Consider the following 26,826-nt stretch of genomic DNA (forward strand, 5'->3'; position numbering starts at 1 on the left):
AAAAGAATGAGCATCAAAACTGAAGAGATTAGTTCGCTGATCAAAGAACAGTTAAAGAACTATAAAGATGAACTCTCAGTTGATGAAGTAGGTACAGTTACATACATCGGTGATGGTATTGCTCGTGCTAATGGCCTTGAAAATGCTATGGCAAATGAATTGCTAGAATTCGAAGACGGTACTTTTGGTGTGGCTCAAAACCTTGAAAGTGATGATGTTGGTATCATCATTTTAGGTACTTACGATAAGATCCGTGAAGGCGATACTGTTAAGAGAACAGGTCGTATCATGGAAGTTCCAGTCGGAGAAGAAATGATTGGTCGTGTCGTAAATTCATTGGGTGAACCAGTTGACGGTCAAGGCGAAATCAAGACTGATAAAACACGTCCTATTGAATCACCTGCACCTGGTGTTATGCAACGTAAGTCAGTTTTCGAACCATTGCAAACCGGTTTGAAATCTGTTGACTCGCTTGTTCCTATTGGTCGTGGTCAACGTGAGTTGATCATTGGTGACCGTAAAACAGGTAAAACATCAATTGCTATTGATACAATTCTAAATCAAAAAGATCAAAACATGATCTGTATCTATGTTGCTATCGGACAAAAGGAATCAACAATCAGAGCACAAGTTGAAACCTTGAGAAAACATGGTGCCATGGATTACACGATCGTCGTTGAAGCTGGTCCAAGTCAACCAGCCCCAATGCTTTACTTTGCACCATATGCTGGTGCAGCAATGGGTGAATATTTCATGTATAACGGCAAGCACGTTTTAATCGTCTATGATGATTTAAGCAAGCAAGCTAATGCTTATCGTGAAATATCACTATTGCTTCGTAGACCACCTGGGCGTGAAGCATATCCTGGTGATGTTTTCTACTTGCACTCACGTTTACTAGAACGTGCTGCTAAGTTGAGTGACGATTTAGGTGGCGGTTCAATGACTGCTCTACCTATCGTTGAAACACAAGCCGGTGATGTGTCTGCCTATATTCCAACAAACGTTATTTCTATCACTGATGGACAGATTTTCTTGAGTAGTGATATGTTCCACTCAGGTACACGTCCAGCTATCGATGCTGGTACATCTGTTTCTCGTGTTGGTGGGGATGCCCAAATCAAAGCGATGAAGAAAGTTGCCGGTACTTTACGTTTGGACCTTTCTTCATACCATGAATTGGAATCATTCGCCCAATTTGGATCTGACCTTGACGAAGCAACTAAAGCAAAACTAGATCGTGGTCGTCGTACTGAAGAAGTTCTTAAACAACCAGTACACTCACCAGTTCCAGTTGAAAAACAAGTTTTGATCTTGTTTGCTTTGACAAGAGGATTCCTCGATAACATTAAAGTTGAGAATATTAAAGAATATGAAGCTTCACTTTCTGAATACTTCGATGCAAATCATTCAGATCTATTACAAACAATCAAAGAAAAAGGTACTTTACCTGATGAAGATCAATTGAAAGCTGCTGTAAAAGAATTTACAGAAAACTTCTTGGCATCTAAGTCAGATAGTTCTGATAATTCAGATAGCAAGCAAGCAAACTAATACAGGAGGTTTAAAAAATGGCTGAGTCCCTTATGGATATTAAAAGAAGAATTTCTTCTACTAAGAAAACCGGTCAAATTACAAGAGCCATGCAAATGGTCTCTGGTGCTAAACTCTCTCGTATTGAAAAGAAATCTATTGCTTATCAATTGTATGCTAAAAAGGTTGAGGACATTGTTAGACATTTAACAGCAGCTGATGTTTTCAAAGAATTGTCAATTGCTGATGATTCGACTGATCCGCTCAGTTTAAATAGTCTGCTCAAAGTTCGTGAAGTCAAAAAGACTGCCTATGTTGTTATTACATCAGACCGTGGTCTTGTTGGTGGATATAATAGTAATATCTTGAAAGCGATGATGGATCTGATTCAAAAGAAGCATCATGGCGACAAGAGTCAATTTACAATTATTTCACTTGGTGCAACGGGAACAGAGTTCTTTAAAGCACGTGGCTTCGATGTTTCTTATGAATATCGTGGTTTACCAGATATTCCAACTGTAAAAGATATAACACCAATTATGAAGACGATTCTACAAATGTATCAAGCAGAATTGTTCGATGAAATTGATATTTGTCATAATCATCACGTTAACTCATTGGTTTCTAACTTTACGACTGATAAGTTATTGCCTTTGACAGAACCAGATGATGTTACAGCTGAAGAGCAACAAGTTGCTAGTGAATATATCACAGAACCAAACCCTAAAGCAGTTCTATCTGCAATTGTGCCTCAATATATTGAGTGTTTAGTTTTAGGAGCAATGATGGATGCAAAAACAGCAGAGCATGCTGCTTCTGTAACAGCGATGAAGAGTGCGACTGATAATGCCGACGATCTTATTTCAAGTTTGTCATTGCATTATAACCGTGCCCGTCAAGCTCAAATTACTACAGAAATCACTGAAATCATCGGTGGTGCTGCTGCACTTGAATAGTTTAGAAAGGAGCCAAATTAATGAGTAGCAAAGGTAAAGTTATTCAGGTAATCGGACCAGTTGTTGATGTTGAATTTCCAATTGATGGAGATTTGCCAGAAATTAACGATGCTTTAAAAGTTAAAAACAGCTCTGGAAATGAGATTACCCTTGAAGTTGCCCTAGAATTAGGTGATGGCGCCTTGCGTGCTATTTCCATGAGTTCTACCGATGGACTTCAAAGAGGTGCTGAAGTCGTTAATACTGAAGGCCCAATCACTGTACCAGTAGGTAAAGAAACATTGGGTCGTGTGTTTAACGTCTTAGGTGAATCAATCGATGGAGGCAAGGAATTCCCTGCTGACTTCCCAAGAAATAGTATTCACCGTCAAGCACCTGCATATGATGAATTAAATACATCAACAGAAATTCTTGAAACAGGTATCAAAGTTATCGACTTGCTCGAACCTTATGTTCGTGGTGGTAAAGTTGGTTTGTTCGGTGGTGCCGGTGTTGGTAAAACCGTTCTGATTCAAGAGTTGATTCACAATATCGCCGAAGAGCATGGTGGTATTTCAGTATTTACAGGTGTTGGTGAAAGAACCCGTGAAGGTAATGACCTTTATTATGAAATGAAGGGTTCAGGTGTTCTTTCTAAGACAGCCATGGTTTATGGACAAATGAACGAATCTCCTGGTGCTCGTATGCGTGTCGCCTTAACCGGTTTGACAATTGCTGAGTACTTCCGTGATGTTGAAGGACAAGACGTTCTATTGTTCATTGATAATATCTTTAGATTTACCCAAGCCGGTTCAGAAGTTTCAGCCTTGCTTGGTCGTATGCCATCAGCCGTTGGTTATCAACCAACATTGGCTACAGAAATGGGTCAATTGCAAGAAAGAATCACTTCTACAAAGAAGGGTTCAATCACTTCAATTCAAGCCGTTTATGTTCCTGCTGATGATTATACTGATCCAGCTCCAGCTACAACTTTCGCCCATTTGGACGCCACAACTAACTTGGAACGTAAATTGACACAACAAGGTATTTATCCAGCCGTTGATCCACTAGCATCATCATCTTCAGCTCTTGATCCAGATGTTATTGGTCAAGAACATTATGATGTTGCCACAGAGGTTCAAGAAGTTCTTCAAAGATATCATGAATTGCAAGATATTATTTCTATCTTGGGTATGGATGAATTATCTGATGAAGAAAAGACTGTCGTTGCTCGTGCCAGAAGAATTCAATTCTTCTTGTCACAAAACTTCAGTGTTGCTGAACAATTTACTGGTGTACCAGGTTCTTATGTTCCAGTTTCTGAAACAGTTAAGGACTTCCGTGCTATCTTGGATGGTAAATATGACGATATTCCAGAAGATGCTTTCAACGGTGTCGGTGGAATTCAAGATGTTATCGACAAAGCCAAGAAGATGGGTTGGAAACCAGCCGATGGACAAGATGAAAATACTGAACAAGCTGTTGCCAATTAAGGATAGGAGGAGATAATATGGCTGAAAATATTATGACGGTCAATATTGTTACTCCCGATGGTGTTGTTTACGATCATCATGCAAAACTCGTTGTTTTAAGTACGATTGATGGTGAAATTGGTGTCATGGCTCACCATGCTCCAATTATTGCACCATTGATAATTGATGAAGTGCGTGTTCGTCGTGTCGACAAGCCTCATCATGAAGACTCAATTGCTGTAAATGGCGGGTTCTTGGAGTTTAGCAATGATCTAGTTTCAATCGTCGCTAACAGTGCCGAAAGAGCTAGAGACATTGATTTAAGACGTGCGGAATACGCTAAGCAAAGAGCTGAAGAAACAATCAAGGTTGCGGAAGAGAAACACAACGTTGATGACTTGGCTCGTGCTCAAGTATCCTTACGTAAAGCAATTAACAGAATTAATGTTAGTTCACATAGAAATGTTTAAAAACGGGGAGGCTGATTTTTCGGCCTCTTTTTTTTGCGTTAAATTATTTTAAAGAATTAATCAAAAGAAGGCGGCAACATTTTTCAGGTGTTATTCTTAAAAAAAGCGAGGTTTAAAAAATGACAAATATTGGAATCAATGCAATAATTACGCTTGTGAGCCATGTGATATTCATTTGGTTGAGTTTTAATTTATTACAAGTTGTTGATTGGAAAAAGATATATAACAAAACCAACCCTAAAATGTTACAATTACTTGTAGCGTTTATTGCAATCGCTCTTGGTTATACAGTAAGCTCTTTTTTTATGAGCATTTTTAGTCTATCTCAAAATATAACTTTACTTTTTAAATGATTCCAGGTTTTTGGAGGAGAATATTGTGCAACAAATAATCGTAAATGGACCTACGCAATTAAAGGGAACAGTCAGAGTTGAGGGTGCCAAGAATGCCGCTTTGCCAATCTTAGCAGCGACTATTTTAGCATCTGAAGGTAAAACTTTGTTAACTAATATCCCTCCGTTATCCGATGTAATAACAATGTCTAGAGTTTTAAAGGCGTTAGATGCCGATGTTTCATATGATGAAGTGGACGAAGTATTGACCGTTGATACAAGTAAGGGTACTTCGACAACTGCACCAGAAGAATTAGTTGAGAAAATGCGTGCTTCAATTGTAGTTTTAGGACCACTTTTGGCTAGAAATAAAGAAGCACACGTTGCGATGCCTGGTGGCTGTGCTATCGGTTCTCGACCAATTGATTTACACCTCAAAGGATTAGAGTCCATGGGTGCAACTTTCAGTCAAAATGGCGGTTATATCGATGCTAAGACTGATGGTTTACACGGAGCCAACATCTATTTGGACTTTCCAAGTGTTGGTGCAACGCAAAACATTATGATGGCCGCAACATTGGCAGATGGTGAAACAGTGATCGATAACGCTGCTAGAGAACCTGAAATTGTCGATTTGGCTAATGTCTTGAGTAAAATGGGTGCGGAAGTGACTGGTGCCGGAACTAATACCGTTCGGATCAATGGTGTAGATTCCTTGCATGGTTGCGAACACTCAATCATGCAAGACCGTATCGAAGCTGGAACTTTTATGGTTGCAGCTGCCGTTACAGCAGGTGATATTTTCATCAAGGATGCTGTTGCGGCTCATAACCGTCCATTGATTTCAAAATTGATTGAAATGGGTGTATCTGTTGAAGAAACAGATGAGGGAATTCATGTTCTAGGAACGAAACAACTTAAACCAGTTGATGTTAAAACTTTGCCACACCCTGGTTTCCCAACTGATATGCAAGCTCAAATGACTTTAGCTCAGTTGCTTAGTGTTGGTACAACAGTGATGACTGAAACAGTGTTTGAGAATCGTTTCATGCATTTCCCAGAATTTGGTAAGATGAAAGCTGATTATAAGATCGAAGGTAATTCTGTTATTATGTTTGGTCCAGCTCAACTAAGTGGTGCTAATGTTGCTGCCACAGATTTACGTGCTGCTGCAGCACTCGTCTTAGCAGGATTAGTTGCTGAAGGTGAAACTAGAGTTTCCAACCTTCAATATTTGGATCGTGGATATTATCATTTCACTGAAAAATTAAGAAATTTAGGTGCTAAAATTAGACGTGTTTCAGTTGATGAAGCTGGACGCGAGACTTTAGTATTAAATACCGTATCAAGTGTGACCAAATTGGCTTAATCTGATTTAAGGAAGTGGAATCCCCACTTTCTTTTTTTTGATGATTTGATGAATAAGCTGGTTATGATATACTTTTTGTGTTTAAGTCTTGGAGGATATAGTATGTCGAAATATCTAGGAATTGATTTGGGTACAGCTAATGTACTTATTGATGTAAAAGGCGAGGGAATTGTTCTGAACGAACCTTCCGTCGTAGCAATTAATACAAATAATAATGATGTCGTGGCTGTGGGTAAGGATGCTTACATGATGGTAGGTAGAACCCCAGCTAATATTAAGGCCATTCGCCCCTTAAAAGATGGAGTGATTGCTGATTTTGATATCACTGAAAAAATGTTGCAATATTTTATTGAAAAATTAAATGTTGGTGGCCGTTTTGCCAAACCTACTATTATGATCTGTGCGCCAACGAATGTTACCCCAGTTGAGCAAAAATCTATTATCGAAGCAGCCGAACAAGCTGGTGGTGGTAAGGTTTATCTTCAACTTGAGCCTAAGGTCGCTGCCGTTGGTGCTGGTTTGGATATTTTTAAACCACAAGGTAACATGGTGATCGATATTGGTGGTGGTACAAGTGATATTGCCGTTATTTCAATGGGAGACATCGTTACCAGCCGTTCACTGCGTTTTGCCGGCGATAAGATGACAGCAGCTATTCAAGCCTATATCAAGCAACATCATAATTTGATTATTGGTGAAAGAACTGCTGAACAGATTAAAATTGAAATCGGTTGTGTTATGGATGCTGACGCAGATAAAACATTTTCTGCTAGCGGGATCGATATCGTCACTGGTTTGCCAAAAGAGATCACTACCAATGAAGTTGAGATCCAAGATGCCCTTTCAGATGGCGTAGATCAAATTGTCAGCGCCGCTAAAAGCGTTTTGGAACAAACTCCACCAGAACTGTCAGGTGATATCATTGACCGTGGTATCATGCTTACAGGTGGTGGTGCACTGTTGAAGAATTTGGACAAGTTATTGTCTGAAAAACTTCAAGTACCAGTCTTGCTAACTGATAGTCCTTTAGATTCCGTTGCTTTAGGAACTGGTGTATTATTAGAGAATATCGAAAAACATAAGAAATACTAGGATGAAAAATGAAAAGAGACTTTGGTAAAGAATATCGTCGTGATATTTTTAAAAAGATAGGTTGGGTATTACTATTGATGCTGATCTTCTTAGTTTTGGGCATGTTGATCGGGTCAGGCTTAGGTGGTTCAAATCCCTTGGCAGTTCTTTGGCCAGGCACTTGGATGCACATGTTTGACTTTTTAAGGTAGTGCAATGCTGAAGAAAATTTTGATTTCTTTAGTACGTGGTTATCAGAAGTTTATTTCACCACTATTGCCGCCGAGTTGTCGTTATTACCCAACATGTTCGACTTATTTTATCGATGCAGTAAAAATGCACGGGGGAATTTTAGGAACCATCATGGGGATTGCTCGAATTTTACGTTGCAATCCCTTTGTCCGTGGTGGCGTAGATCCCGTACCCGATAATTTCACTATCTTTAGAAATCCTCATCCAGAGCGATATGAAGACGAAATTATTGCAAAGAAATTTCACAATAAATAAGAATAGGAAAGATTCAATGTCTAACAGAAAAAAAGCAGTTGAAATTAGTTTAAAAGATGTCAGTAGCGATCCTGAAACATACGAATTGTGGGATGGCAAGAAGTACATTGGTACTATCAAAAAAGATGCTGATCGTTATCTTTCATTTGTCGAAAGTAACGACACACCTTTTAAATCAGTAAAATTGGACGATGCAATTAACGAATTGCTAATGCAATATAACTTACATAATCATTAGCAGGTGTAAAAAATGCAAATAAGAGAAAATAGAAGAAGAAATGATGTTGATTCAAGAATCGACTATGGAATAATTTTTTCCGTAATGATGCTTGCAATAATCGGATTATTATCGATCTATGTGGCAACTGTTCAAGATTCGCAAAGTCCCTTAAAGAACGTCGTTTCGCAGGTGGCTTGGTACGTTATTGGAGCCGTTATCATAGCGGTCATTATGCAGTTTGATGCTGAACAACTATGGCAAGTCGCTAATTATGCTTATTATGCCGGTATCGCATTACTATTTTTAGTCTTGATTTTTTATAGTCGGGCCTATGCAGCAAGTACTGGTGCCAAGAGTTGGTTCGCTATTGGTTCGTTCACTTTCCAGCCTTCGGAGGTTATGAAACCGGCGTATATATTGATGCTGGGGAAAGTAATTACCAATCATAATAGTCAGTATCAAGTTCACACCATCAAAAACGATTTTCGCTTGATTGGGAAGTTGTTGCTGTGGACTGTACCAGTAATGGTCTTATTAAAATTGCAAAACGACTTTGGTACTATTTTGGTTTTCGTAGCGATTCTAGGAGGAATGATTTTAGTCTCTGGAATAAGTTGGAAAATCCTAGTGCCAGGTTTTGTGGTTTTAGCTATCGTCGGTGGAACAGCTTTAGTTTTAGCGACAACTGATTGGGGCCGGCAGATCCTTGGACATTTCGGCTTCAGAGCTTATCAATTTGCTCGTATCGATAGTTGGATGAATCCGTCGGCTGATACTTCTGAGAATGGGTATCAGATCTGGCAGAATATGAAAGCCATCGGTTCAGGTCAGTTATTTGGTAAAGGCTTCAACGTTTCAAATGTTTATGTTCCAGTTCGTGAATCAGATATGATCTTTTCAGTTATCGGCGAAAACTTTGGTTTTATCGGTTCTTGTGTTTTGATTTTGCTGTATTTCTTGTTGATCTATCAAATGATTCAAGTAACTTTTGATACTAAAAATGAATTTTATGCCTATGTTTCAACTGGTGTTATTATGATGATTTTATTCCACGTTTTTGAAAATATTGGTATGAGTGTTGGTCTATTACCATTGACCGGTATTCCATTGCCATTTATCTCTCAAGGTGGATCGGCTTTGTTAGGTAATATGATCGGAATTGGTTTAGTCATGTCGATGAGATTTCATCATAAGAGTTACATGTTTGAAAATGGGACTTTTGCACAGAGGTAGGAATTATAATGTCAGATAAAAATTATTATTGGATTAAAAAGGGTCAATATACAACTCGTATAGGACTTACAAAAGAAGCTCAAGCTACTTTAGGCGATGTCAAATATGTGGAATTGCCTGATCTAGATTCTGAGATTAAAAAGGGTCAATCTACTGGTGAAATTGAAGCTCAAAAAGCAGTTATAGAGCTTGAATCGCCCGTGGATGGTAAGATTGTTAAGGTTAATGATAAATTAAATGATAATCCAGAATTATTAAATGGTGACGAAAAAGACGCTTGGTTCTTTGAAGTAAATAATTAAATTTTTAAAATTTATCTTTTTATCACTGCTTATTTCTTGCAATATTTTTTAATAACTGTTTAAATTATCCTTGGAATTAATAAATGAATGGGGATAGTTTAGAATGAAAATCTTAGGTGATAAAATTCGCCATTACAGAAAACTCAGGGGTCTTTCCCAATCTGAGTTAGCTGATGGCATCTGTACACAGGCAACTGTCAGCCTGATTGAAAAAAAAGACAAGATTCCAAGTATGGAAATTCTGGTTCGCATTTGTGAAAGACTGGGTATCACAATGAACCTTGTTATCGTCAATGACGATAGCCAAATTTATTCGATTATTAGTGACATTAAAGAATCATTCTATCAAGATGATTTTGATGGTATTAATGACAAACTGGGTAAGCTTCAAAACATCAATGTTAACAATAAACAAGAAATCAAGTTGATCCACTTTTTCCATGGTTTGATTGAGTATGAGATCAACAAGAATTATGACAAGGCTATTTTTGATTTTAATCGTGCAATGAACGTTAATATCGCTAATGTCGATATGTACGATATTTTGATTGATATTTTCACTGCAAAGGCTTATATCAATAAAAAATCAGTTGACGAAGCAAAGGTCTATTATGACCAGGCTAGAGATTTGATCAAGTCAAGTCTCGATAAGATCGGTGATGAAAATTATCACGACAGCATTTTAATTTATGCTAATATGTCTGATTTGTCATTAAAACTAGAAGATAATCAAAATGCAATGGACTTTGCGAACGAAGGAATTTTGATTGCTAGAAAAGAACAGACATTGTTTAAGCTTGATGAAATGTATTGTTACTTAGCAGAAGCTGGTACACGTGAAGGTCAAAAGACTGACGATGATTACATCAAAGCATACGTCATTTCAAGTATCAGTGATAATAAACAAGTTTTTGAAAAAATAAAAGCTAAAGTGAAAGATATGCATTTAAATATCTTTTAATAAAAAATCAATTTATTAAATTCCAAAAAAAGAGGATCGATTCTTAATTGAATCGGTCCTCTTTGATTTGGTTAATAAAAATTATTTCTTAGTTTTCTTAATTGTCTTGTTATCAAGGTCAGTTCTAACGACTAAAACATCACAAGCAGCTGTTCTAGTTACGTATTCAGTAACAGAGCCAATTAATAGTCTTTCCATCGCATTAAGACCAGTGGCACCGATCATGATCAAATCAACGCCTAATTTCTTAGGGAAGTCAGTAGCGATGATGGCTTTTGGTGCGCCATATTCGATACTGTAATCAATATCGTTTAAACCAGCGTCTTGAGCAGTCTTAACGTAACCTTTGACTGTCTCTTTAGCTTTTTCGGTAATTTGTTCTACCATTGTTGAATCAAAGCTGGAAACATTTTGAAATGCTCTAGTATCAATTACATGAAGCAAGTGAATTGCAGCGTTGTTTCTCTTGGCAACCTCAACTGCCTTCTTAAAAGCTAACTCAGCCTCAAATGAACCATCAATTGGTACGAGAATGTTTTTATATTGTTGTAACATAATTATCACCCCGTTAATGTAATATTACTGTCTTTATATATTCATTTTAGTTTATTTAAGTAAATAAATACAGTCATCCGATGGGATTTAGCGAATATTTGCTAAATAAATTGAAAATGATGCAGCAATCAAACTACCTAAAACTAAGGTGATCAGGTTAGCTTCCTTGCTGCCAACAAAGGCTATGACTGCTCCCGCGATTGCTACTAAAATGAGTAAAATCGAAGTTGTACGCATCACATTTTTCAAGGTGACGTTTTCATCAGGGGAGTAGATCAGGAATTTACCATTGCTGTGGTTCCATAAAATATATGCTAAAGCTAGTAAAAATAAGATAAAGAAGATCATCAATACTTTAATTATCATGGTTATTTTGACTCCGTTTTGAATTTATTTTCCATTGATGGATTTGTTGAATTCTCAGATTTAGGGCCTGTTCATATTTACCAGTTTCATTTGGTTGATAATAATGTTTATTTCGTAAATTATCAGGCAGGTATTGTTGGTCGACCCAAGCGTTAGGATATTCATGTGGATATTTGTAGCCGACGCCATGACCAAGTTTTTTAGCTCCTGAATAATGGGCGTCTTTTAGATCATCTGGAATTGAATTGGCTTTCCCGGCACGAACATCGCTCAAGGCAGAGTCGATTGCACTCATTCCAGAATTTGATTTAGGACAGAGACACAAGTCGATGACTGCGTCGGCTAAAGGAATCCTAGCTTCAGGCAATCCTACCATTTGAGCTACTTGGGCAGCTTGAACAGCTCTGGCACAAGCTTGAGGGTTGGCCAAGCCGACATCTTCATACGCACAAACTATCAAACGACGAATGGCAGATGTTAAATCGCCCGCTTCTAGTAACCTTGCTAAATATAAAATAGCTGCGTCAGGGTCGCTGCCACGGATCGATTTCTGAAAAGCTGACATCACATCGTAATGACTGTCGCCATCTTTGTCAGACGAGATAGCTTTTCTTTGGACCGATTCTTCAATCGATTGCAGATCAATGTGAACCTGACCATTCTTGTCAGCTGCCGTCGAGAGGACAGATAACTCTAAACCATTTAAGATACTTCTTAAGTCTCCATTAGTGGAACTAACTAATAGATCAAGTGCATTGTCATCTAATTGGACCTGGTATTTGCCTAAACCGTTCTGTTCGTCCGTCAAAGCTCTTTTGACAGCTTTTTTCAAGTCCTTACTTTCCAAAGGCTTCAACTCAAAAATTTGGACTCTAGAGCGAATTGCGGGGCTTATATTGATATAGGGATTTTCAGTGGTGGCACCGATCAAGATTATGGAGCCACTTTCCAATAAAGGTAATAGAAAATCTTGTTTTGTCTTATCAAGTCGATGTATTTCATCCAGCAATAAAACCACTGTGCCACTCATTTTTGCTTCTTCAGCGACGATCTGAAGATCTTTTTTAGTGTCAGTAGCCGCATTCAGCATCCGAAAGGCGTATTTGGTACTACCAGCAATCGCACTGGCAATACTAGTTTTTCCGATCCCGGGAGGACCGTAGAGTATCATGGATGATAACATTTTTGCTTCAACCATTCGACGAATGATTTTATGCGGACCGACTAAATGCTGTTGACCGACGACTTCGTCGATATTTGTTGGTCGCATTCGATATGCTAATGGTTTTTGCATAGCTCCTCCTATATAATTGATATGTATATTTTACAACAAAGGATTGAGAACATGTTTGATAAAAATGATTTTAAAGTTTTTGAAGATATGACTTTGTCGGGCCGTTTGAATTTAATCAGAACTAATTTAGATCCTAAGTTCGAAGCAATTGGTGCTGAATTAATGAAGCAGCTGGAAATCGAATATCAACAGCAGTTCTATATGAAAATAGCGAAACATCAACGCCGGACGAGAAATCCGCCACCTGATACTTGGCTAGCTATCAATCAAGACAAACGTGGTTACAAAAAGACACCACATCTGGAGTTAGGCTTATGGCCCGATCGCTATTTTATCACCTTTAGTTTATTGGCTGATATTAAGGATCGTGATCAATATTATCCGATATTGAAAACACATCAGAATTCAATCATAACAGAGAGCTGGAGCGTGTCAAATGACCACACTTCTAGTGAAATGTTGCCGGCTAATAAATTAGAAGCAATCAGAGACCGCTACGAAAAAGTTAAGTCTAGCGATTTGGTGATTGGTTATGAATTAATGAAAACAGATCCAATTGTCCAAAAAGGAAACTATGATCAATTATTGATCGATAAGTTCATGAAGCTTAGCCACTGGCTAATTACGTTTAATTCAGAAATAAAAAAATAAAAATAATTATGAAAATTAAGCTTCTCTTTTGAATGAAAGTGGCTATAATAAAGTTAGATATTAAGTTATAGTTTAAAGGGATGATCAAGATGAAATGGTATAAATCAATTGAGTTTTGGATCGGAATATTAATTACTATGGCATTTTTCCAATTATTCTTCGTATCGACTTATAGCGTACTATGGTGGGGCGATTTGATCTTGTCTGGTGTCGGAATGATTTTGATACTGAAAGTGATTGGTAAGTTACAAGTTTAGTTTTTTTAGTTGACGTCGTAAGCTAATTGCTTACGGCTTTTTTTTGTCAAAGATTTGTCACTGTTAGGTGACAAAGACAGTATTAAAAAAGAAAACGGTATCACATATAATTTAATTGAAAAATGAAATGGAGGTTATTAAATTGGAAATGTTTAATTTAAACCATTTAGATATGAATTTGACTGGAAAAAATCAACGAGAGGTACTTGAATCATTAGCAGATATGGCTCTGGATTTGAAAATAGTCGATAACTCTTCAACTTTGGTTAATGATTACTTAGAGCGGGAAAAAGAATCAACAACTGGGTTTGGTAATGGGGTTGCAATACCACATGCCAGAACTGATAATGTTAAATCGGCCGCAATTTTATTCGGTAGAATTTCAAATGATATTGAATGGAATTCTTTGGACGGGAAGCCTGTAAATACAGTAATTAGTTTACTTGTTCCAAATGATCAAAGTGATACGCATTTGAAGTTATTAGCAAAGTTAAGCCGTCAATTAGTTCATAAAGACTTTGTGGATATTTTAAAAACTGGTTCTAAACAAGAGGTCTTTGAAGCAATTGATAAAGTTTTAAATAATTAAATGACTTTAAGGGGATAAAATTATGACGAAAATTGTAGCTGTAACTAATTGTCCTGCTGGAATTGCTCATACTTATATGGTGGCCGAAGCCATTGAAGAAAAAGCTAAATCTTTGGGATATGAAGTACATGTTGAAACACAGGGAGCCAGTGGTGTAGAAAATGAGCTAACCCCAGAACAAATAGCAGAAGCAGATTACGTAATCTTAGCAATTGGAAAAGGATTGACCGATTCGGATAAGGCGAGATTCGATCAGAAAAAAGTTGTAGAACTTCCGGTTTCCGAAGCACTTAAGCATATTGATAGTTTGTTCAGTGACCTTGAGGGAAATTCCCATATTATGACTTCATCTAAAGTTAAATTAGGTGGCGACCAAGAAGTTGTAACTGAAGGGATAATGAGTTATTTAATGTCAGGTGTTTCAGCCGCTTTACCATTTGTAATTGGTGGAGGACTCCTAATTGCTATTGGTAGCTTAATGGTTCAATTTGGGATGCCTAATACACCTTTAGGAAAAGGGACATCGCCCTCAATTGCATGGATTATTACCAGCATTGGTAATTTGGGATTTCAATTTATGATTCCTATTATGGGTGCATATATTGCTTACGCTATAGCAGATAAGCCAGCATTTGCTCCAGCATTTCTAGTAACATTTCTTGCAAATGATTCTGATCTTTTAGGAACAAAATCAGGTGCTGGTTTCTTAGGTGCAATTGTAATTGGTTTATCAGTTGGTTATTTTGTTAAATATTTTAAGAAGATTAAATTAGGTAAAAACTTTCAATCAATCTTACCATTTATGATTATTCCATTTGTAACGCTATTGATATTCGGATTATTGACATACTACTTATTGGGTCCAGCAATGGCCTGGTTGATGTCCGTTTTACTCTCATTCTTGCAAAACATTCCAACTTCCATGAAAATTGTTGGTGGTTTCATTGTTGGAGCAATGCTTGCTTTTGATATGGGTGGTCCAATCAACAAAACCGCTTGGTTCTTTAGTTTTTCTTTACTTAGTTCACATGTATTCAATTGGTACGGAATCGTTGGTGTTGTTACACTTTTGCCTCCAATGGCAGCGGCCATTTCAACTTGGATAAAACCTAGTTTGTTTACCAAACAAGAACGTGCGGCAAGTTGGAGTGCCTTTATCGTAGGTAGCACAGTCGCTACTGAGCCAGCTATTCCATATGCTTTAGCAGCGCCACTACCAATGATTACTGCAAATACTTTAGCAGGAGGGATTACCGGTGCTTTAACAATAATGCTAAATGTTGAACGTACTGCCCCTGGTATCGGAATCTTTGATCCATTGCTTGGCCTAGAGTCACCTTGGTATTGGTTCTACTTGTGTGTAGCGATTGGTTTAGCATTGAATGTTCTCTTTATCATCACTTTCAAGAGTATCTGGCTTAAGAGAAAGGAAGAAAAAGAGGCAAAAGCAAAGCAAATTGCATAAATTTTAAAATGGACATGCATTCAGCATGTCTTTTTTAGAAAAGAGGATCTAATCATGAAGAAATATAATTTTGATGAAGTTATAGATCGAAAGAACACTTATAGTACACAATGGGATTATATTGAAGACCGTTTTGGTCGAAATGATATTTTACCATTTTCAATTTCCGATACCGATTTCAAAGTACCTGATTCCGTTCAAAGTGCTTTGCGAGAAAGAATAGATCATCCGATATATGGGTATTCAAGATGGAACCATAATGATTATAAGAACAGTATTATAAACTGGTTTGAAAAAAGTAATTCAGTAACAATTAAATCGGATTGGATTGTTTATAGTCCAAGCGTAGTGTTTAGTATTGCAACTTTTATCAGAATGAATTCACAGCCTGGACAGGTTATTGCAACTTTTACGCCCATGTATGATGCATTTTATAAAACTGTTGAATCAAATCAAAGGATTCTAGTTCCAATTCGTTTGGGAAGTGCACAAGAAAACTATCAAATTGATTGGGACAGCTTAGATACTATTTTGTCACAAGAAAACACGAGAATTTTCATTTTGACGAATCCGCATAATCCAACGGGGAAGGTTTTTACCAAATTAGAATTGAAAAGATTAGCAGTGATGTGTAAGGAAAATAATGTCTTCTTGATTTCAGACGATATTCACAAAGATATCGTTTATCCGAATTTCAAATATGTCCCTATAACAGAGGTAACAACTGATAATGTTGTACTATGCTGTTCTAGCTCAAAAACATTTAATACCCCTGGTTTAATTGGTTCTTATATTTTGATTCCAGATCCAGATCTGCGTAAAAAATTTTTAATTGAATTAAAAGAAAAGAATGCCTTATCATCAGTTAGTATTTTAGGAATGTACGCCCAAATGGCAGCCTATGGTGACGATGGTGCAAACTATGTTACTCAATTAGTAAATTATTTAAATGGTAATATGGATATTGTTAAGAAATTTCTTGATCAAAATTTGCCGGAATTTAATTTTGTTAAACCTAGTGCAACTTATTTGGCTTGGATAGATGTTACACATGTAAACATGACAATGGAGGTAATGCAGGATAGATTGGTAAATATCGGCAAAGTTGGAATAATGCCTGGAACGGTGTATGGAGATAGTAATTATCTAAGAATGAATGTTGCGTGCCCACGTGAAAAATTAAAGGAAGGACTGAAGAGGCTGAAAAGTAGCTTCAACTGATCATTATGTTTAATGCCAGACAAGTTCAAATATTATTACTTCTGTGGGATCAAGATTGCAATGGGGACTATTTAGCCAAAAAAGTAAATAGTTCCCGTAGAACTATAATTAGAGATATTAATTCGATTAATGATGAACTTAAAAAGAGTGAAACTGCAATAATAACGTCTAAGGGAAAGTATAATTTGGAGATATTTGATTATTCCAAGTTTCAATCATTAATTGTTCAATTTGAAAATCAAGATAGAAATATTTTGTATTACTTATTAGTTAATGAACACTTGAGTTTAGATGATTTAATGAGCAAGACACTCATGTCAAAAAACGACGTTATCAACAGTATTGAAAGAATAAATACAGGAAATGCTGAAAGCATGCAAATAATTTCCAGGCCCGGACAAGGATATAGTTTGAATCTTACTTTTGGTAATCGAGTTGATCTTTTAGCGTATCTTATCTTAATAATTCCTAAGGAAGTTAATGATGGTTTCATACAGAGTAATTATCCTGAAAATTTACGTGAGTATATAACAGATAATCAAATGAAGGCACAATTAACGGCTTTGAGCTTACTCAAAGATATTTCTTACAATGATTTTTATCTTCAAAAACAAGAAATATTGAACAGCATTAGTTATTCCCAAATCTTGCAACACGTCGAAAGCGTATCAGATAATTTTTCTATTAAACTCTCAAAAAGAAGTCTGTCAGAGAAAATAACTTTACACTTAAAGCGCTATAACTTGTTTCCAACATTCATTTCAAATTTATTATTAAAGCAAATAAATGACTTAAAGCTCAAAGAACCTTTTGCTTTTGAAATGGCGAAAAAGTTAAAAAAGGAGCTACAAAAGACTAGCAGGCACATTTTAGTTAATTGTGACTTCTTAGCGTTGTACATAATTGATTGTATGGAAACCAAATCTATGATTAAACCAGTCAAAATACTGATGTTTACCTCTCAAAGAGCAATTGCTTATATTAATGAAAATTCCATAACCGATTCCATAAAACGGATTGATTTATCAAGTATCTTTAATAAAGCAGAGTTTGATAAGAGATTGAAAATGGATGATTATGATATTGTAATAATTAACGGTCTAAGTGATAGTTTAAAAAATTATCATCCTGATTTAGTTTTTGATGGACTGATTGATGACTCTACGATGTCTCTTTTGAAGAAGATGGTGTCAGATAATTACTTTTATAAAAATATTGAACAAATGTTTCCAGAAAGTAATTATTTGTCAGTTTCTAATAAATCAAATAATTATTTTAGAACCTTAAATAAGGTATTAACCCTTTTGAAGAGCCAGAATCTGATAGATGACGAGATGGTTAAAAAAATCTATAGTAGAGAAGAAGAAGGAAATCAGTTAATTATTAATCATGTTGCGATTCCTCATGCGGTTAATGATACAAATTCAAGTAAAATATTTGTGATTAATTTAAATGAACCTTTAAAACTAAATGGAACTGAAATACATTTGATGATTTTAGTGATTGTCAATGATTTAAATGAGGATTATAAGCAATTATTTAATCATTTGTACAAGATTCTGAAGACTGATAACTTCGAGGAAGTTAGTCATAATCAAACTTATGAAAGTATCCTTGACTTTTTTAAAAGCAGTTAAATTTATATTAAAAGTTCGAGATAAAAATAAAGCCTAGAAAATTTATTTTCTAGACTTTATTTTATTTCACAAAAAAAATACATCCACCAATAAGTGAATGTATTTTGACAAAATATTAAAGAATTTGGTTGTAGTATTCAACAACAAGTGATTCGTCAATATTTGGTTCTAGTTCGTCACGTTCTGGGTTACGTACTAGAGAACCTGTCAATGTGTTATCGTCGAAAGTAACGAAACCAGGACGACCAACAACATTTTCTAGGTTATCTTTAACGATAGCCAAGTCCTTTGACTTTTCACGAAGGCTGATCTTTTGACCAATTTTAACTTCGTATGAAGGGATATCAACACGTTTGCCATCAACTGTGATGTGACCGTGGTTTACAAGTTGACGAGCTTGTGGACGTGAACTTGCAAGACCTAAACGGTAAACCATGTTATCCAATCTTGTTTCAAGAAGGATCATCAAGTTAATACCATGGATACCTTCCATCTTACCGGCACGGTTAAATAGGTTACGGAATTGACGTTCGTTAACATCATACATGAAACGTAACTTTTGCTTTTCAGCTAATTGTTGACCGTATTCAGAAACCTTACGACGGCCACCATTAGGACCATGTTGTCCTGGGGCATAGTTTCTACGAGCGATTTCCTTACCAGTACCTGAAAGTGAGATACCTAAACGACGTGATAATTTCCAACGTGGGCCTGTATATCTTGACATAAAATAAATTCCTCCAAAATGTTTGTCTGGAGTAAAATAATTAACTAGAGCTTAGCATTCGTGCAGTTATCGTTACAGTCTTCGCCATGTGCAGCCACAGGTTACTAGTTGAACTAAATCGTCGATAAATGTTGACGTTCTTGCCGCTCTTTGCTGCATATTTTACACGAAGGCTAGTATACCGTGATATTTGATGAAAGTCAAAGTTATTTTCAGTAACAAGCTTTTTAAGTTAATAGTTTAAGTCTTTATTATGAAAAGTTAACTTGGATAATTATTAGACTAATATTTGTTATAATTTTTGAAAGATAAGACTGAATCGTCATTAGGGGTGTAAATGTGTTTGTAATTATTATTGGAATAATCTTAATCATTCTGATCTTTCTGTGGTATATGTGGTTTTTGCAAAAACGCAATGCTTCAACTTTAAATCAAGCCAAAGATCATGCTGATGATTTAAAGAAATCTCGATTAGATGACAAGATTAAAGAATTAGAAGAAATGAAATTTTCTGGAGCGAGTGATGACCGCTTGAATGAACTTAAAGTTGAGTACCATCGCCAAATGGAAAATAAGTTCCCAGAGATTTTGAAGCAAATTCGTGCGGCCGAGTATAAAAATACTGAATTCAAAGTTTTTGGTGCTGCCAGCGACTTGAAAAAAATGAATTCAGAGTTGTCTGATTTTGAAAAGTCGCTCAACGATATTTCTAAGGGTTTTGATGAACTCTCGAAAAGCAATGAGTTAAATGCCACTCACAGTGAAGAGTTACGAGAACAATATCAAGTTTTACGTAAGCAGATCTTAACCCAATCATTTAGTTATGGTCCAGCAACTGATAAGTTAGAAGACGAACTCGCAGAGATTGCCAAACTCTTAGACCGAGAAAAAGAATTGACCCAAAAGGGTGATCACATCGAGGCTAGTCAGTGCTTGGATGACGTGAGAATCAAATTAGGTTTAATTGCTGACCAAGTCAAGATCATTGAGCCATTATTCCACGATTTAAACGAGGTCTTTCCAGGACAAGTTGATGAAATTAAGTTTGTTTATCAAAAGTTGGATAAACAACAGTATAAATTTGCGGATGACATTGTTGATTTAATTGCGACAGTTCAACGAGAGATCGATGAATCTAATACTAAATTAGGCGATTTGAATTTTGATGCTGTCAATACTAATAATGAAGATATTAAACAAAGAATCGACGATCTATATGAAACTTTGACATTGGAGATTGATGGTCGACGGGATGTTTTGAAGGAACAAAAACCTGTTTTGGATTATCTGAATCACGCAGTTTTCCAACACAATCAATTGGATAAACGGATTCAAAAGTTGCAAGAGAACTATATTTTGACTGAACAAACTCTCAATACTTTCCAGACTAATTTTAACAACCTGAATGAATTGCATCATCAATATGATGCCGACGTTCAAGGGATTGCCGATAAGCAGATTATCTTTTCACAAGTTAAAAAAGATTTCAGAGAAATTGTTAAACAGTTGGATGAGATCGAATCAGGTGAGAAGAACATCAATGACGATTTGAATCAAATGTTATCTAGTGAACAAATTGCTCGTAACAGCGTTGATGAATATGCCAAACGTTTAGAGATCCAAAAGAAGATGATGGAACAATTACGTTTAAATGGTTTGCCAGATGATTATCTCGATTACTTCTACATGGTTTATGATGAAATCAATAAGCTTTATGATGAATTAGATGCTAAGCAAATTAATATGGAAGATATTAGTAAGCAAGTGATTGTGACCCAAGAAGATTTAGATAACTTGGTCGAAAAGACGCAGAAGTTGAAATATAATGTTCAATTGGCCGAAAAATTATTGCAGTATTCAAATCGCTTTACTGACAGTGATCAAGATTTTAAAGATCAAGTTAACAAAGCACGCTCATTATTTGATGACGATTATAACTATGATGAAGCGGTTGAGGTTATTTCTAAAGCCTTAGAGAGTGTTGAACCTGGATCAGTCGATCGAATAAAAGAGACAATTAATTCATAATTCTGTAAAAAGTGTGTTAAATTATAATAGATAAAAATTTAGGCCGTTAAGGCCTTTTTGTTTTGGGTGAGGCAAAAATGATATATTTTGATAATAGTGCTACAACAAAAGTAAATGATTCAGTTCTACAAACATATAACGCTGCTAGTCAAGAATACTTCGGTAATCCTTCCAGTTTGCACAAACTAGGATTGAAAGCATATGAGCTCTTGGAGACATCGCGCAAGCAAATTGCTAGTTTGATGGGTTTCAAAGCTGATGAGGTCGTTTTCACTAGTGGGGGAACAGAGGGCAATAATTGGATCATCAAAGGCACGGCTTTTAAGAAGCGTGAATTTGGCAAACATATTATTACCACATCGATTGAACATCCGTCAGTTTTGAATACGATGCATCAATTGGAAGAATTAGGCTTTGAAGTAACTTATTTACCAGTTGATAAGACTGGCCATATCAGTGCTAAAGATGTTAAAGATGCAATTAGAGATGACACGATCTTGGTATCTACGATGGCAGTTAACAATGAGATTGGGGCCGTTCAACCGATTCATGAAGTGGCAGCCGTGTTAAAAGACTATCCAAGTATCAGTTATCACGTGGATGCCGTTCAAGCTATCGGTAAGAATTTACAATCACAATTTATTGATCCACGAGTTGATTTTTATACATTCTCCGGTCATAAGTTCCATGCCCCACGTGGGATTGGTTTTATTTATATGAAAGAAGGCAAACAGCTGGAGCCTTTAATGGCTGGTGGTGGTCAAGAATCCAACCTTAGAAGTGGTACTGAAAACACACCTGCTATTGCCGGAATGGCTAAAGCAATTCGTTTATTGAAAGAAAATGAAGCGCAAAAAGCGACTAAGATGGAACAATTGAAAGAAAAGCTGATCAACCATTTATCAGGAATGGAAAATGTCCATGTCTTTTCACAAATCGCGACTAACTTTGCACCTCATATTATTTGTTTCACAATCGATGGTGTACGTGGAGAAACAATCGTGCACACCTTTGAAGACCGAGATATTTATATTTCGACTACCAGTGCTTGTTCTTCCAAAAAGGGACTTGAGTCAGGAACATTAAAAGCGATGAATATTCAAGAAAATGTCGCTACCAGTGCTGTTCGGGTCAGTTTAGATGAAAGCAATACTGAAAAAGAAATGGATGAATTTATCAAGAATTTGGATGAGATTCATGATCATTTCCAAATTTTGAATTAGGAGATTTAGATGGAATATACAGAAATTATGGTTCGTTACGGCGAACTATCAACTAAGGGAAAGAACCGTAAGAGTTTTATTGACCGTTTGCACGGAAATGTCGCTAAGGTTTTGAAAGACTTTCCCGAACTAAGAATGCAACCACATCGTGATCGGTTACATATTAAATTAAACGGTACCGATGCCAAGCCAGTTATGGAAAAGCTTCAAAACGTCTTTGGTATTCAAACTTTTTCTTTGAGTGTCAAAGTTTCCAGAGACTTTGAAGATGTGAAGAAAAAAGCCGTGGAAATGATGCATGAGGCTTATCAGCCAGGAATGAGTTTCAAAGTGGGTACGAAACGTTCAGACCACAATTATCCACTCGATACTAATCAAATCAACTTACAATTAGGGGATGCCATCTGTGATGCCTTTCCAGGAATCGATGTTGAGATGAAAAAGCCAGACATCAAGATTTCAGTGGAAGTAAGACAAGATGGAATTTATCTATCCTACCTAACTGTCAAAGGTGCTGGAGGACTACCCGTTGGTACAGCTGGTAAAGCAATGTTGATGCTATCAGGAGGAATTGATTCCCCAGTAGCTGGATATTTGGCTATGAAACGAGGCGTTGATATTGAAATGGTTCACTTCTTCAGTCCACCATATACTTCAGAACAAGCCTTGAATAAAGCCAAAGAATTGACTTCAAAATTGACTGCCTTCGGGGGCAATATCAATTTTATCGAAGTGCCATTCGCTGAAATACAAGAAACCATCAAAGCCAACGTACCAGAAGGCTATTTGATGACGATCCAACGTCGCTTTATGTTAAGGCTAACTGACATGATCCGAGAAAAACGTCATGGATTAGCAATCTTTAACGGAGAAGCCGTTGGTCAAGTAGCATCACAAACCTTGGAAAGCATGGCTGCCATTAATGACGTAACCACGACCCCAATTTTGAGACCAGTAGCAACCATGGATAAGACAGAAATTATTAGATTAGCCGAAAAAATCGACACCTTCAATTTATCCATTCAACCATTCGAAGATTGCTGTACCGTCTTTGCACCACCATCACCAAAGACACGCCCTAATATCGAAAAGACTAGAAAATTTGAAAGTTCACTCGATATTGAAGGCTTGATTCAAAGAGCTCTAGATGGAATTAAGATCACAACCATCGAACATGGCGACAAGTTCATGGAAAATGACCAAGAAAACATCAATAGTTTATTGTAATAATAATTGACGTTTTTCATTTTATGCTTTATTATCAAAATATCAGCTTTGATCAGGAGTGTTATGTAGTTAGATTTCAGAGAAGGCATGTTGTTGAGAATTGCCGAATCAAGTTACTTAACTGTTACCTGTGAGCTATCAAAATTATTGATCGGGCCATCGTTAACTGTTGTTGAGTGAAGAGTCATATTGACTCTTAATTTAGGTGGTACCGCGAGTCTTCGTCCTATTGTTGGATGAGGGCTCTTTTTTTTACAGTCTCTTAGTGGCAAAGCCACTTAGAGACTGTTATGGGGTCGCCTTGGCGACCGTATTCCGATTTTTAGTGGCTGTGCCACTTAGAGACTGTTATGGGGTCGCCTCGTGCGACCGTATTCCGATTTTTTAGTGGCAAAGCTACTTAGAGACTGTAATAGATTCGGACAATATTCCGATTTTTAATTAGTTTTATCACCAATGTTTTGTAATTAAGCAATAATAAAAAAATAATAAAGGAGAACCAAATTATGAGAGAAATCGACATGGATACGAAATACAATCCGCAAGAAGTCGAAGCAGGACGTTATCAAACATGGCTTGATGATGATGACTTCAAACCTTCTGGCGACAAGAAAGCTAAACCTTATTCAATCGTTATCCCACCACCAAATGTCACTGGTAAATTACACTTGGGCCACGCTTGGGATACAACCATTCAAGATACTTTGATTCGTTATAAACGAATGCAAGGTTTTGACACGCTTTACTTACCTGGTATGGATCACGCCGGTATTGCTACGCAAGCAAAGGTTGAAGCTAAATTGCGCGAACAAGGTGTTTCTCGTTACGATTTAGGACGTGAAAAGTTCGTTGATGAAGTCTGGAAATGGAAAGATGAATTTGCCTCAATCATCAAATCACAATGGGGTAAGTTAGGCCTTTCGCTCGATTATTCAAGAGAACGTTTTACATTAGACGAAGGATTATCAAAAGCCGTTCGCAAAGTCTTTGTTAAGCTATACAACGAAGGTTTGATCTATCGTGGCGAATACATCATCAACTGGGATCCACAACTACAAACCGCCTTGTCAGATATTGAAGTTATCCACAAGGATGACCAAGGTGCCTTTTATCACGTTAAGTATCCTTTCGCTGACGGGTCTGGTTTCATCGAAATTGCAACCACTCGTCCCGAGACAATGTTCGGAGATGTTGCGGTAGCCGTTGCTCCTGATGATGAACGCTACAAAGATATTGTTGGTAAAGAAGTTATCGTACCATTAGTTGAGCGCAAGATTCCTATTATCACCGATCACTACGTTGATAAGTCATTCGGAACTGGTATGGTTAAAATCACTCCAGCTCATGATCCTAACGATTTCGCAGTTGGTAATCGTCATGATCTTAAACGAATTAACACGATGAATCCTGACGGTACAATGAATGAAAATGCTGGCAAGTATAACGGCATGGATCGTTTTGAAGCTAGAAAAGCTATCGTTAAAGACCTTGAAGATAACGGCGATATGATCAGAATTGAACCTTATGTTCACAGTGTTGGACATTCAGAACGTTCAGGTGTGCAAGTTGAACCAAGACTTTCGACACAATGGTTTGTAAAGATGAAACCACTAGCTGAAATGGCATTGAAGAATCAACAGACTGACAATAAAGTTGACTTTGTCCCTGACCGTTTTGAAGATACCTTTACTCAGTGGATGGACAATGTTCATGATTGGGTTATTTCCCGTCAGCTCTGGTGGGGACATCAAATTCCTGCTTGGTATAACAAGCAAACTGGTGAAACTTTTGTCGGTGAAGAGGCTCCTAAGGACATTGAAAATTGGGAACAAGAGTCTGATGTTTTGGATACATGGTTCTCAAGTGCCTTATGGCCATTTTCAACAATGGGTTGGCCTGATGAAGACTCAGAAGACTACAAACGTTATTTCCCAACGAATACTTTAGTAACTGGCTATGACATTATCTTCTTCTGGGTTTCACGAATGATCTTCCAAAGTTTGAAATTTACAGGTAAGAAACCATTTGACCACGTAGTTATTCATGGTTTGATACGTGACGAACAAGGTCGAAAGATGAGTAAATCTCTTGGTAATGGTATCGATCCAATGGATGTGATCCAAAAATATGGTGCTGACGCTTTACGTTGGTTCTTAATGAATGGTTCAACTCCAGGTCAAGATACCCGTTTCAGTTATGACAAGATGGATTCAGCTTGGAACTTCATCAATAAGATTTGGAATGCTTCAAGATACGTAATTATGAATCTTGATGATGACACTCCAGCAATGGATGATCTTTCCAAAGTAACTGATTATGACTTGTCAGATAAGTGGATCTTAATGAAGTTGAATACGACCGTTAAAGAAGTTAACCGTCTCATGGATAACTTTGAATTTGGGGAAGTTGGTCGTAATCTCTACAACTTCATCTGGAACGATTTCTGTGACTGGTACATTGAAATGAGTAAAGCTACGTTAACCGGTGACGATGAAGCTGCTAAGAAGCAAAAGAAGATGATCTTAACTTATGTTCTTGATCAAACTCTACGCCTAATGCACCCAATCATGCCTTTCGTAACTGAAAAGATTTGGTTGACAATGCCACATAACGGTAAGACAATCATGCAAGCTAAGTATCCAGAATACCACGCTGATTTAGATAATACTGAGGCCATGACACAGATGGATGTCTTGATCGATTTGATCAAAGCATCACGTAAGATCCGTTTGGAAGCTAATGCCCCAATGTCTAAAGCAGTCGACGTTTTGATCAAACCGCAAGATGAACAAGTTAAAGCTGTTATTCTCAATAATAAAGAGTATATTGACCGCTTCATGCATCCAAAAGAACTACAAGTCGCAACTGACTTGAAAGCTCCAGCTTTGGCAATGACTGCTGTTACAACTAGTGCAGAATTATACATGCCATTGGCCGAGCTAATTGACCTTGATGAAGAGATTGCTCGTCAAAATGAGGAAATGAAGAAACTGGATCAAGAAATTACTCGTCTTGATAAGAAGCTATCCAATCAAAACTTTGTTTCAAAGGCACCTGAAAAAGTTGTTAATGAACAAAAAGAAAAATTGGCCGATTATCAAGCTCGTCAAGCAAAAGTTCAACAAAGAATTCAACAATTAAAAGATAATCAATAGGATAATTCAATGACAAAAGGGGGTTG

General features: G+C 36.9%; 27 protein-coding genes. 23 read left to right on the forward strand and 4 right to left on the reverse strand.

The genetic code is table 11. The features are described from left to right. Positions 1 to 6: 6 nt before the first annotated feature. The 13 genes from atpA (at position 7) to ACYT32_RS04760 (ending at position 10,405) form a co-directional block, all read left to right on the forward strand. The gene (gene atpA, locus ACYT32_RS04700; protein ID WP_395264987.1) at positions 7 to 1,554 is read left to right on the forward strand and encodes a F0F1 ATP synthase subunit alpha; all 1,548 of its coding nucleotides are present in this window, start codon (positions 7 to 9) and stop codon (positions 1,552 to 1,554) included. Between the two features lie 17 nt (positions 1,555 to 1,571). Next, positions 1,572 to 2,489, forward strand: a complete 918-nt coding sequence (locus ACYT32_RS04705) for a F0F1 ATP synthase subunit gamma (RefSeq protein ID WP_395264986.1) — start codon at positions 1,572 to 1,574, stop codon at positions 2,487 to 2,489. 20 nt (positions 2,490 to 2,509) lie between these two features. Further along, complete coding sequence (atpD, locus tag ACYT32_RS04710; protein WP_395264984.1) at positions 2,510 to 3,961, forward strand: F0F1 ATP synthase subunit beta; 1,452 nt, start codon at positions 2,510 to 2,512, stop codon at positions 3,959 to 3,961. 17 nt (positions 3,962 to 3,978) lie between these two features. Continuing rightward, complete coding sequence (locus ACYT32_RS04715) at positions 3,979 to 4,410, forward strand: F0F1 ATP synthase subunit epsilon (protein ID WP_395264982.1); 432 nt, start codon at positions 3,979 to 3,981, stop codon at positions 4,408 to 4,410. 119 nt (positions 4,411 to 4,529) lie between these two features. Then, positions 4,530 to 4,763, forward strand: coding sequence for a DUF1146 family protein (locus ACYT32_RS04720; RefSeq protein WP_395264980.1), 234 nt, complete (start codon positions 4,530 to 4,532; stop codon positions 4,761 to 4,763). A gap of 25 nt (positions 4,764 to 4,788) precedes the next feature. Beyond that, a complete protein-coding gene (murA, locus tag ACYT32_RS04725) occupies positions 4,789 to 6,111 on the forward strand; it encodes a UDP-N-acetylglucosamine 1-carboxyvinyltransferase (protein ID WP_395264978.1) in 1,323 nt (440 codons plus the stop codon). Between the two features lie 102 nt (positions 6,112 to 6,213). Continuing rightward, the gene (gene mreB / locus ACYT32_RS04730) at positions 6,214 to 7,203 is read left to right on the forward strand and encodes a rod shape-determining protein (RefSeq protein WP_395264977.1); all 990 of its coding nucleotides are present in this window, start codon (positions 6,214 to 6,216) and stop codon (positions 7,201 to 7,203) included. Between the two features lie 8 nt (positions 7,204 to 7,211). Next, positions 7,212 to 7,394 carry a DNA-directed RNA polymerase subunit beta gene (locus ACYT32_RS04735; protein ID WP_395264976.1) on the forward strand — a complete coding sequence of 61 codons (183 nt, stop codon included), beginning with the start codon at positions 7,212 to 7,214 and terminating at the stop codon, positions 7,392 to 7,394. Positions 7,395 to 7,401: 7 nt separating this feature from the next. Further along, entirely contained in the window at positions 7,402 to 7,689 is a 288-nt protein-coding gene (gene yidD, locus ACYT32_RS04740; RefSeq protein ID WP_395265045.1) for a membrane protein insertion efficiency factor YidD, read from the forward strand. Positions 7,690 to 7,705: 16 nt separating this feature from the next. Beyond that, on the forward strand, positions 7,706 to 7,927 hold the full coding sequence (locus tag ACYT32_RS04745; protein ID WP_395264974.1) for a DUF2969 family protein: 222 nt from the start codon (positions 7,706 to 7,708) through the stop codon (positions 7,925 to 7,927). A gap of 12 nt (positions 7,928 to 7,939) precedes the next feature. Beyond that, complete coding sequence (locus ACYT32_RS04750; RefSeq protein WP_395264973.1) at positions 7,940 to 9,142, forward strand: FtsW/RodA/SpoVE family cell cycle protein; 1,203 nt, start codon at positions 7,940 to 7,942, stop codon at positions 9,140 to 9,142. A gap of 8 nt (positions 9,143 to 9,150) precedes the next feature. After that, positions 9,151 to 9,444, forward strand: a complete 294-nt coding sequence (locus tag ACYT32_RS04755) for a glycine cleavage system H family protein (RefSeq protein WP_395264971.1) — start codon at positions 9,151 to 9,153, stop codon at positions 9,442 to 9,444. A gap of 103 nt (positions 9,445 to 9,547) precedes the next feature. After that, positions 9,548 to 10,405 (forward strand): helix-turn-helix domain-containing protein, encoded by an 858-nt coding sequence (locus tag ACYT32_RS04760; protein ID WP_395264969.1) that lies wholly within the window; start codon positions 9,548 to 9,550, stop codon positions 10,403 to 10,405. 81 nt (positions 10,406 to 10,486) lie between these two features. On the opposite strand, the gene ACYT32_RS04765 is transcribed toward ACYT32_RS04760, so the two are convergent. From ACYT32_RS04765 to ACYT32_RS04775, 3 genes are all read right to left on the reverse strand, one after another. Continuing rightward, entirely contained in the window at positions 10,487 to 10,960 is a 474-nt protein-coding gene (locus ACYT32_RS04765; RefSeq protein WP_395264967.1) for a universal stress protein, read from the reverse strand. 87 nt (positions 10,961 to 11,047) lie between these two features. Beyond that, a complete protein-coding gene (locus tag ACYT32_RS04770; RefSeq protein WP_395264965.1) occupies positions 11,048 to 11,326 on the reverse strand; it encodes a hypothetical protein in 279 nt (92 codons plus the stop codon). Beyond that, positions 11,316 to 12,620 carry a replication-associated recombination protein A gene (locus tag ACYT32_RS04775; protein WP_395264964.1) on the reverse strand — a complete coding sequence of 435 codons (1,305 nt, stop codon included), beginning with the start codon at positions 12,618 to 12,620 and terminating at the stop codon, positions 11,316 to 11,318. Before ACYT32_RS04775 ends, ACYT32_RS04770 begins: the two co-directional genes overlap by 11 nt. A 51-nt stretch (positions 12,621 to 12,671) precedes the next feature. Here ACYT32_RS04775 and ACYT32_RS04780 point away from each other — a divergent pair, with 51 nt between their 5' ends. From ACYT32_RS04780 to ACYT32_RS04805, 6 genes are all read left to right on the forward strand, one after another. After that, positions 12,672 to 13,271 carry a DUF1054 family protein gene (locus ACYT32_RS04780; RefSeq protein ID WP_395264962.1) on the forward strand — a complete coding sequence of 200 codons (600 nt, stop codon included), beginning with the start codon at positions 12,672 to 12,674 and terminating at the stop codon, positions 13,269 to 13,271. Between the two features lie 89 nt (positions 13,272 to 13,360). Then, entirely contained in the window at positions 13,361 to 13,528 is a 168-nt protein-coding gene (locus ACYT32_RS04785) for a hypothetical protein (protein WP_395264960.1), read from the forward strand. A gap of 142 nt (positions 13,529 to 13,670) precedes the next feature. Further along, a complete protein-coding gene (locus tag ACYT32_RS04790; protein WP_395265044.1) occupies positions 13,671 to 14,117 on the forward strand; it encodes a PTS fructose transporter subunit IIA in 447 nt (148 codons plus the stop codon). A 22-nt stretch (positions 14,118 to 14,139) separates the two neighbouring features. Beyond that, complete coding sequence (locus tag ACYT32_RS04795) at positions 14,140 to 15,582, forward strand: PTS fructose-like transporter subunit IIBC (protein WP_395264958.1); 1,443 nt, start codon at positions 14,140 to 14,142, stop codon at positions 15,580 to 15,582. A gap of 54 nt (positions 15,583 to 15,636) precedes the next feature. Continuing rightward, positions 15,637 to 16,803 (forward strand): MalY/PatB family protein, encoded by a 1,167-nt coding sequence (locus ACYT32_RS04800; protein WP_395264956.1) that lies wholly within the window; start codon positions 15,637 to 15,639, stop codon positions 16,801 to 16,803. Positions 16,804 to 16,808: 5 nt separating this feature from the next. Continuing rightward, the gene (locus ACYT32_RS04805) at positions 16,809 to 18,440 is read left to right on the forward strand and encodes a PTS sugar transporter subunit IIA (protein WP_395264954.1); all 1,632 of its coding nucleotides are present in this window, start codon (positions 16,809 to 16,811) and stop codon (positions 18,438 to 18,440) included. A gap of 115 nt (positions 18,441 to 18,555) precedes the next feature. On the opposite strand, the gene rpsD is transcribed toward ACYT32_RS04805, so the two are convergent. After that, the gene (gene rpsD, locus ACYT32_RS04810; protein ID WP_395264952.1) at positions 18,556 to 19,167 is read right to left on the reverse strand and encodes a 30S ribosomal protein S4; all 612 of its coding nucleotides are present in this window, start codon (positions 19,165 to 19,167) and stop codon (positions 18,556 to 18,558) included. A gap of 339 nt (positions 19,168 to 19,506) precedes the next feature. On the opposite strand from rpsD, the gene ACYT32_RS04815 reads away from it, so the two are divergent. The 4 genes from ACYT32_RS04815 (at position 19,507) to ACYT32_RS04830 (ending at position 26,800) form a co-directional block, all read left to right on the forward strand. Beyond that, on the forward strand, positions 19,507 to 21,195 hold the full coding sequence (locus ACYT32_RS04815; protein WP_395264950.1) for a septation ring formation regulator EzrA: 1,689 nt from the start codon (positions 19,507 to 19,509) through the stop codon (positions 21,193 to 21,195). A 77-nt stretch (positions 21,196 to 21,272) separates the two neighbouring features. Beyond that, positions 21,273 to 22,418: a cysteine desulfurase family protein gene (locus ACYT32_RS04820; protein WP_395264949.1), complete on the forward strand. Its 1,146-nt coding sequence runs from the start codon at positions 21,273 to 21,275 to the stop codon at positions 22,416 to 22,418. 9 nt (positions 22,419 to 22,427) lie between these two features. Then, complete coding sequence (gene thiI, locus ACYT32_RS04825) at positions 22,428 to 23,645, forward strand: tRNA uracil 4-sulfurtransferase ThiI (RefSeq protein WP_395264947.1); 1,218 nt, start codon at positions 22,428 to 22,430, stop codon at positions 23,643 to 23,645. A 506-nt stretch (positions 23,646 to 24,151) separates the two neighbouring features. After that, positions 24,152 to 26,800 carry a valine--tRNA ligase gene (locus ACYT32_RS04830; RefSeq protein WP_461793366.1) on the forward strand — a complete coding sequence of 883 codons (2,649 nt, stop codon included), beginning with the start codon at positions 24,152 to 24,154 and terminating at the stop codon, positions 26,798 to 26,800. Positions 26,801 to 26,826: the final 26 nt, after the last annotated feature.

The organism is Companilactobacillus sp. FL22-3 (assembly GCF_054881455.1).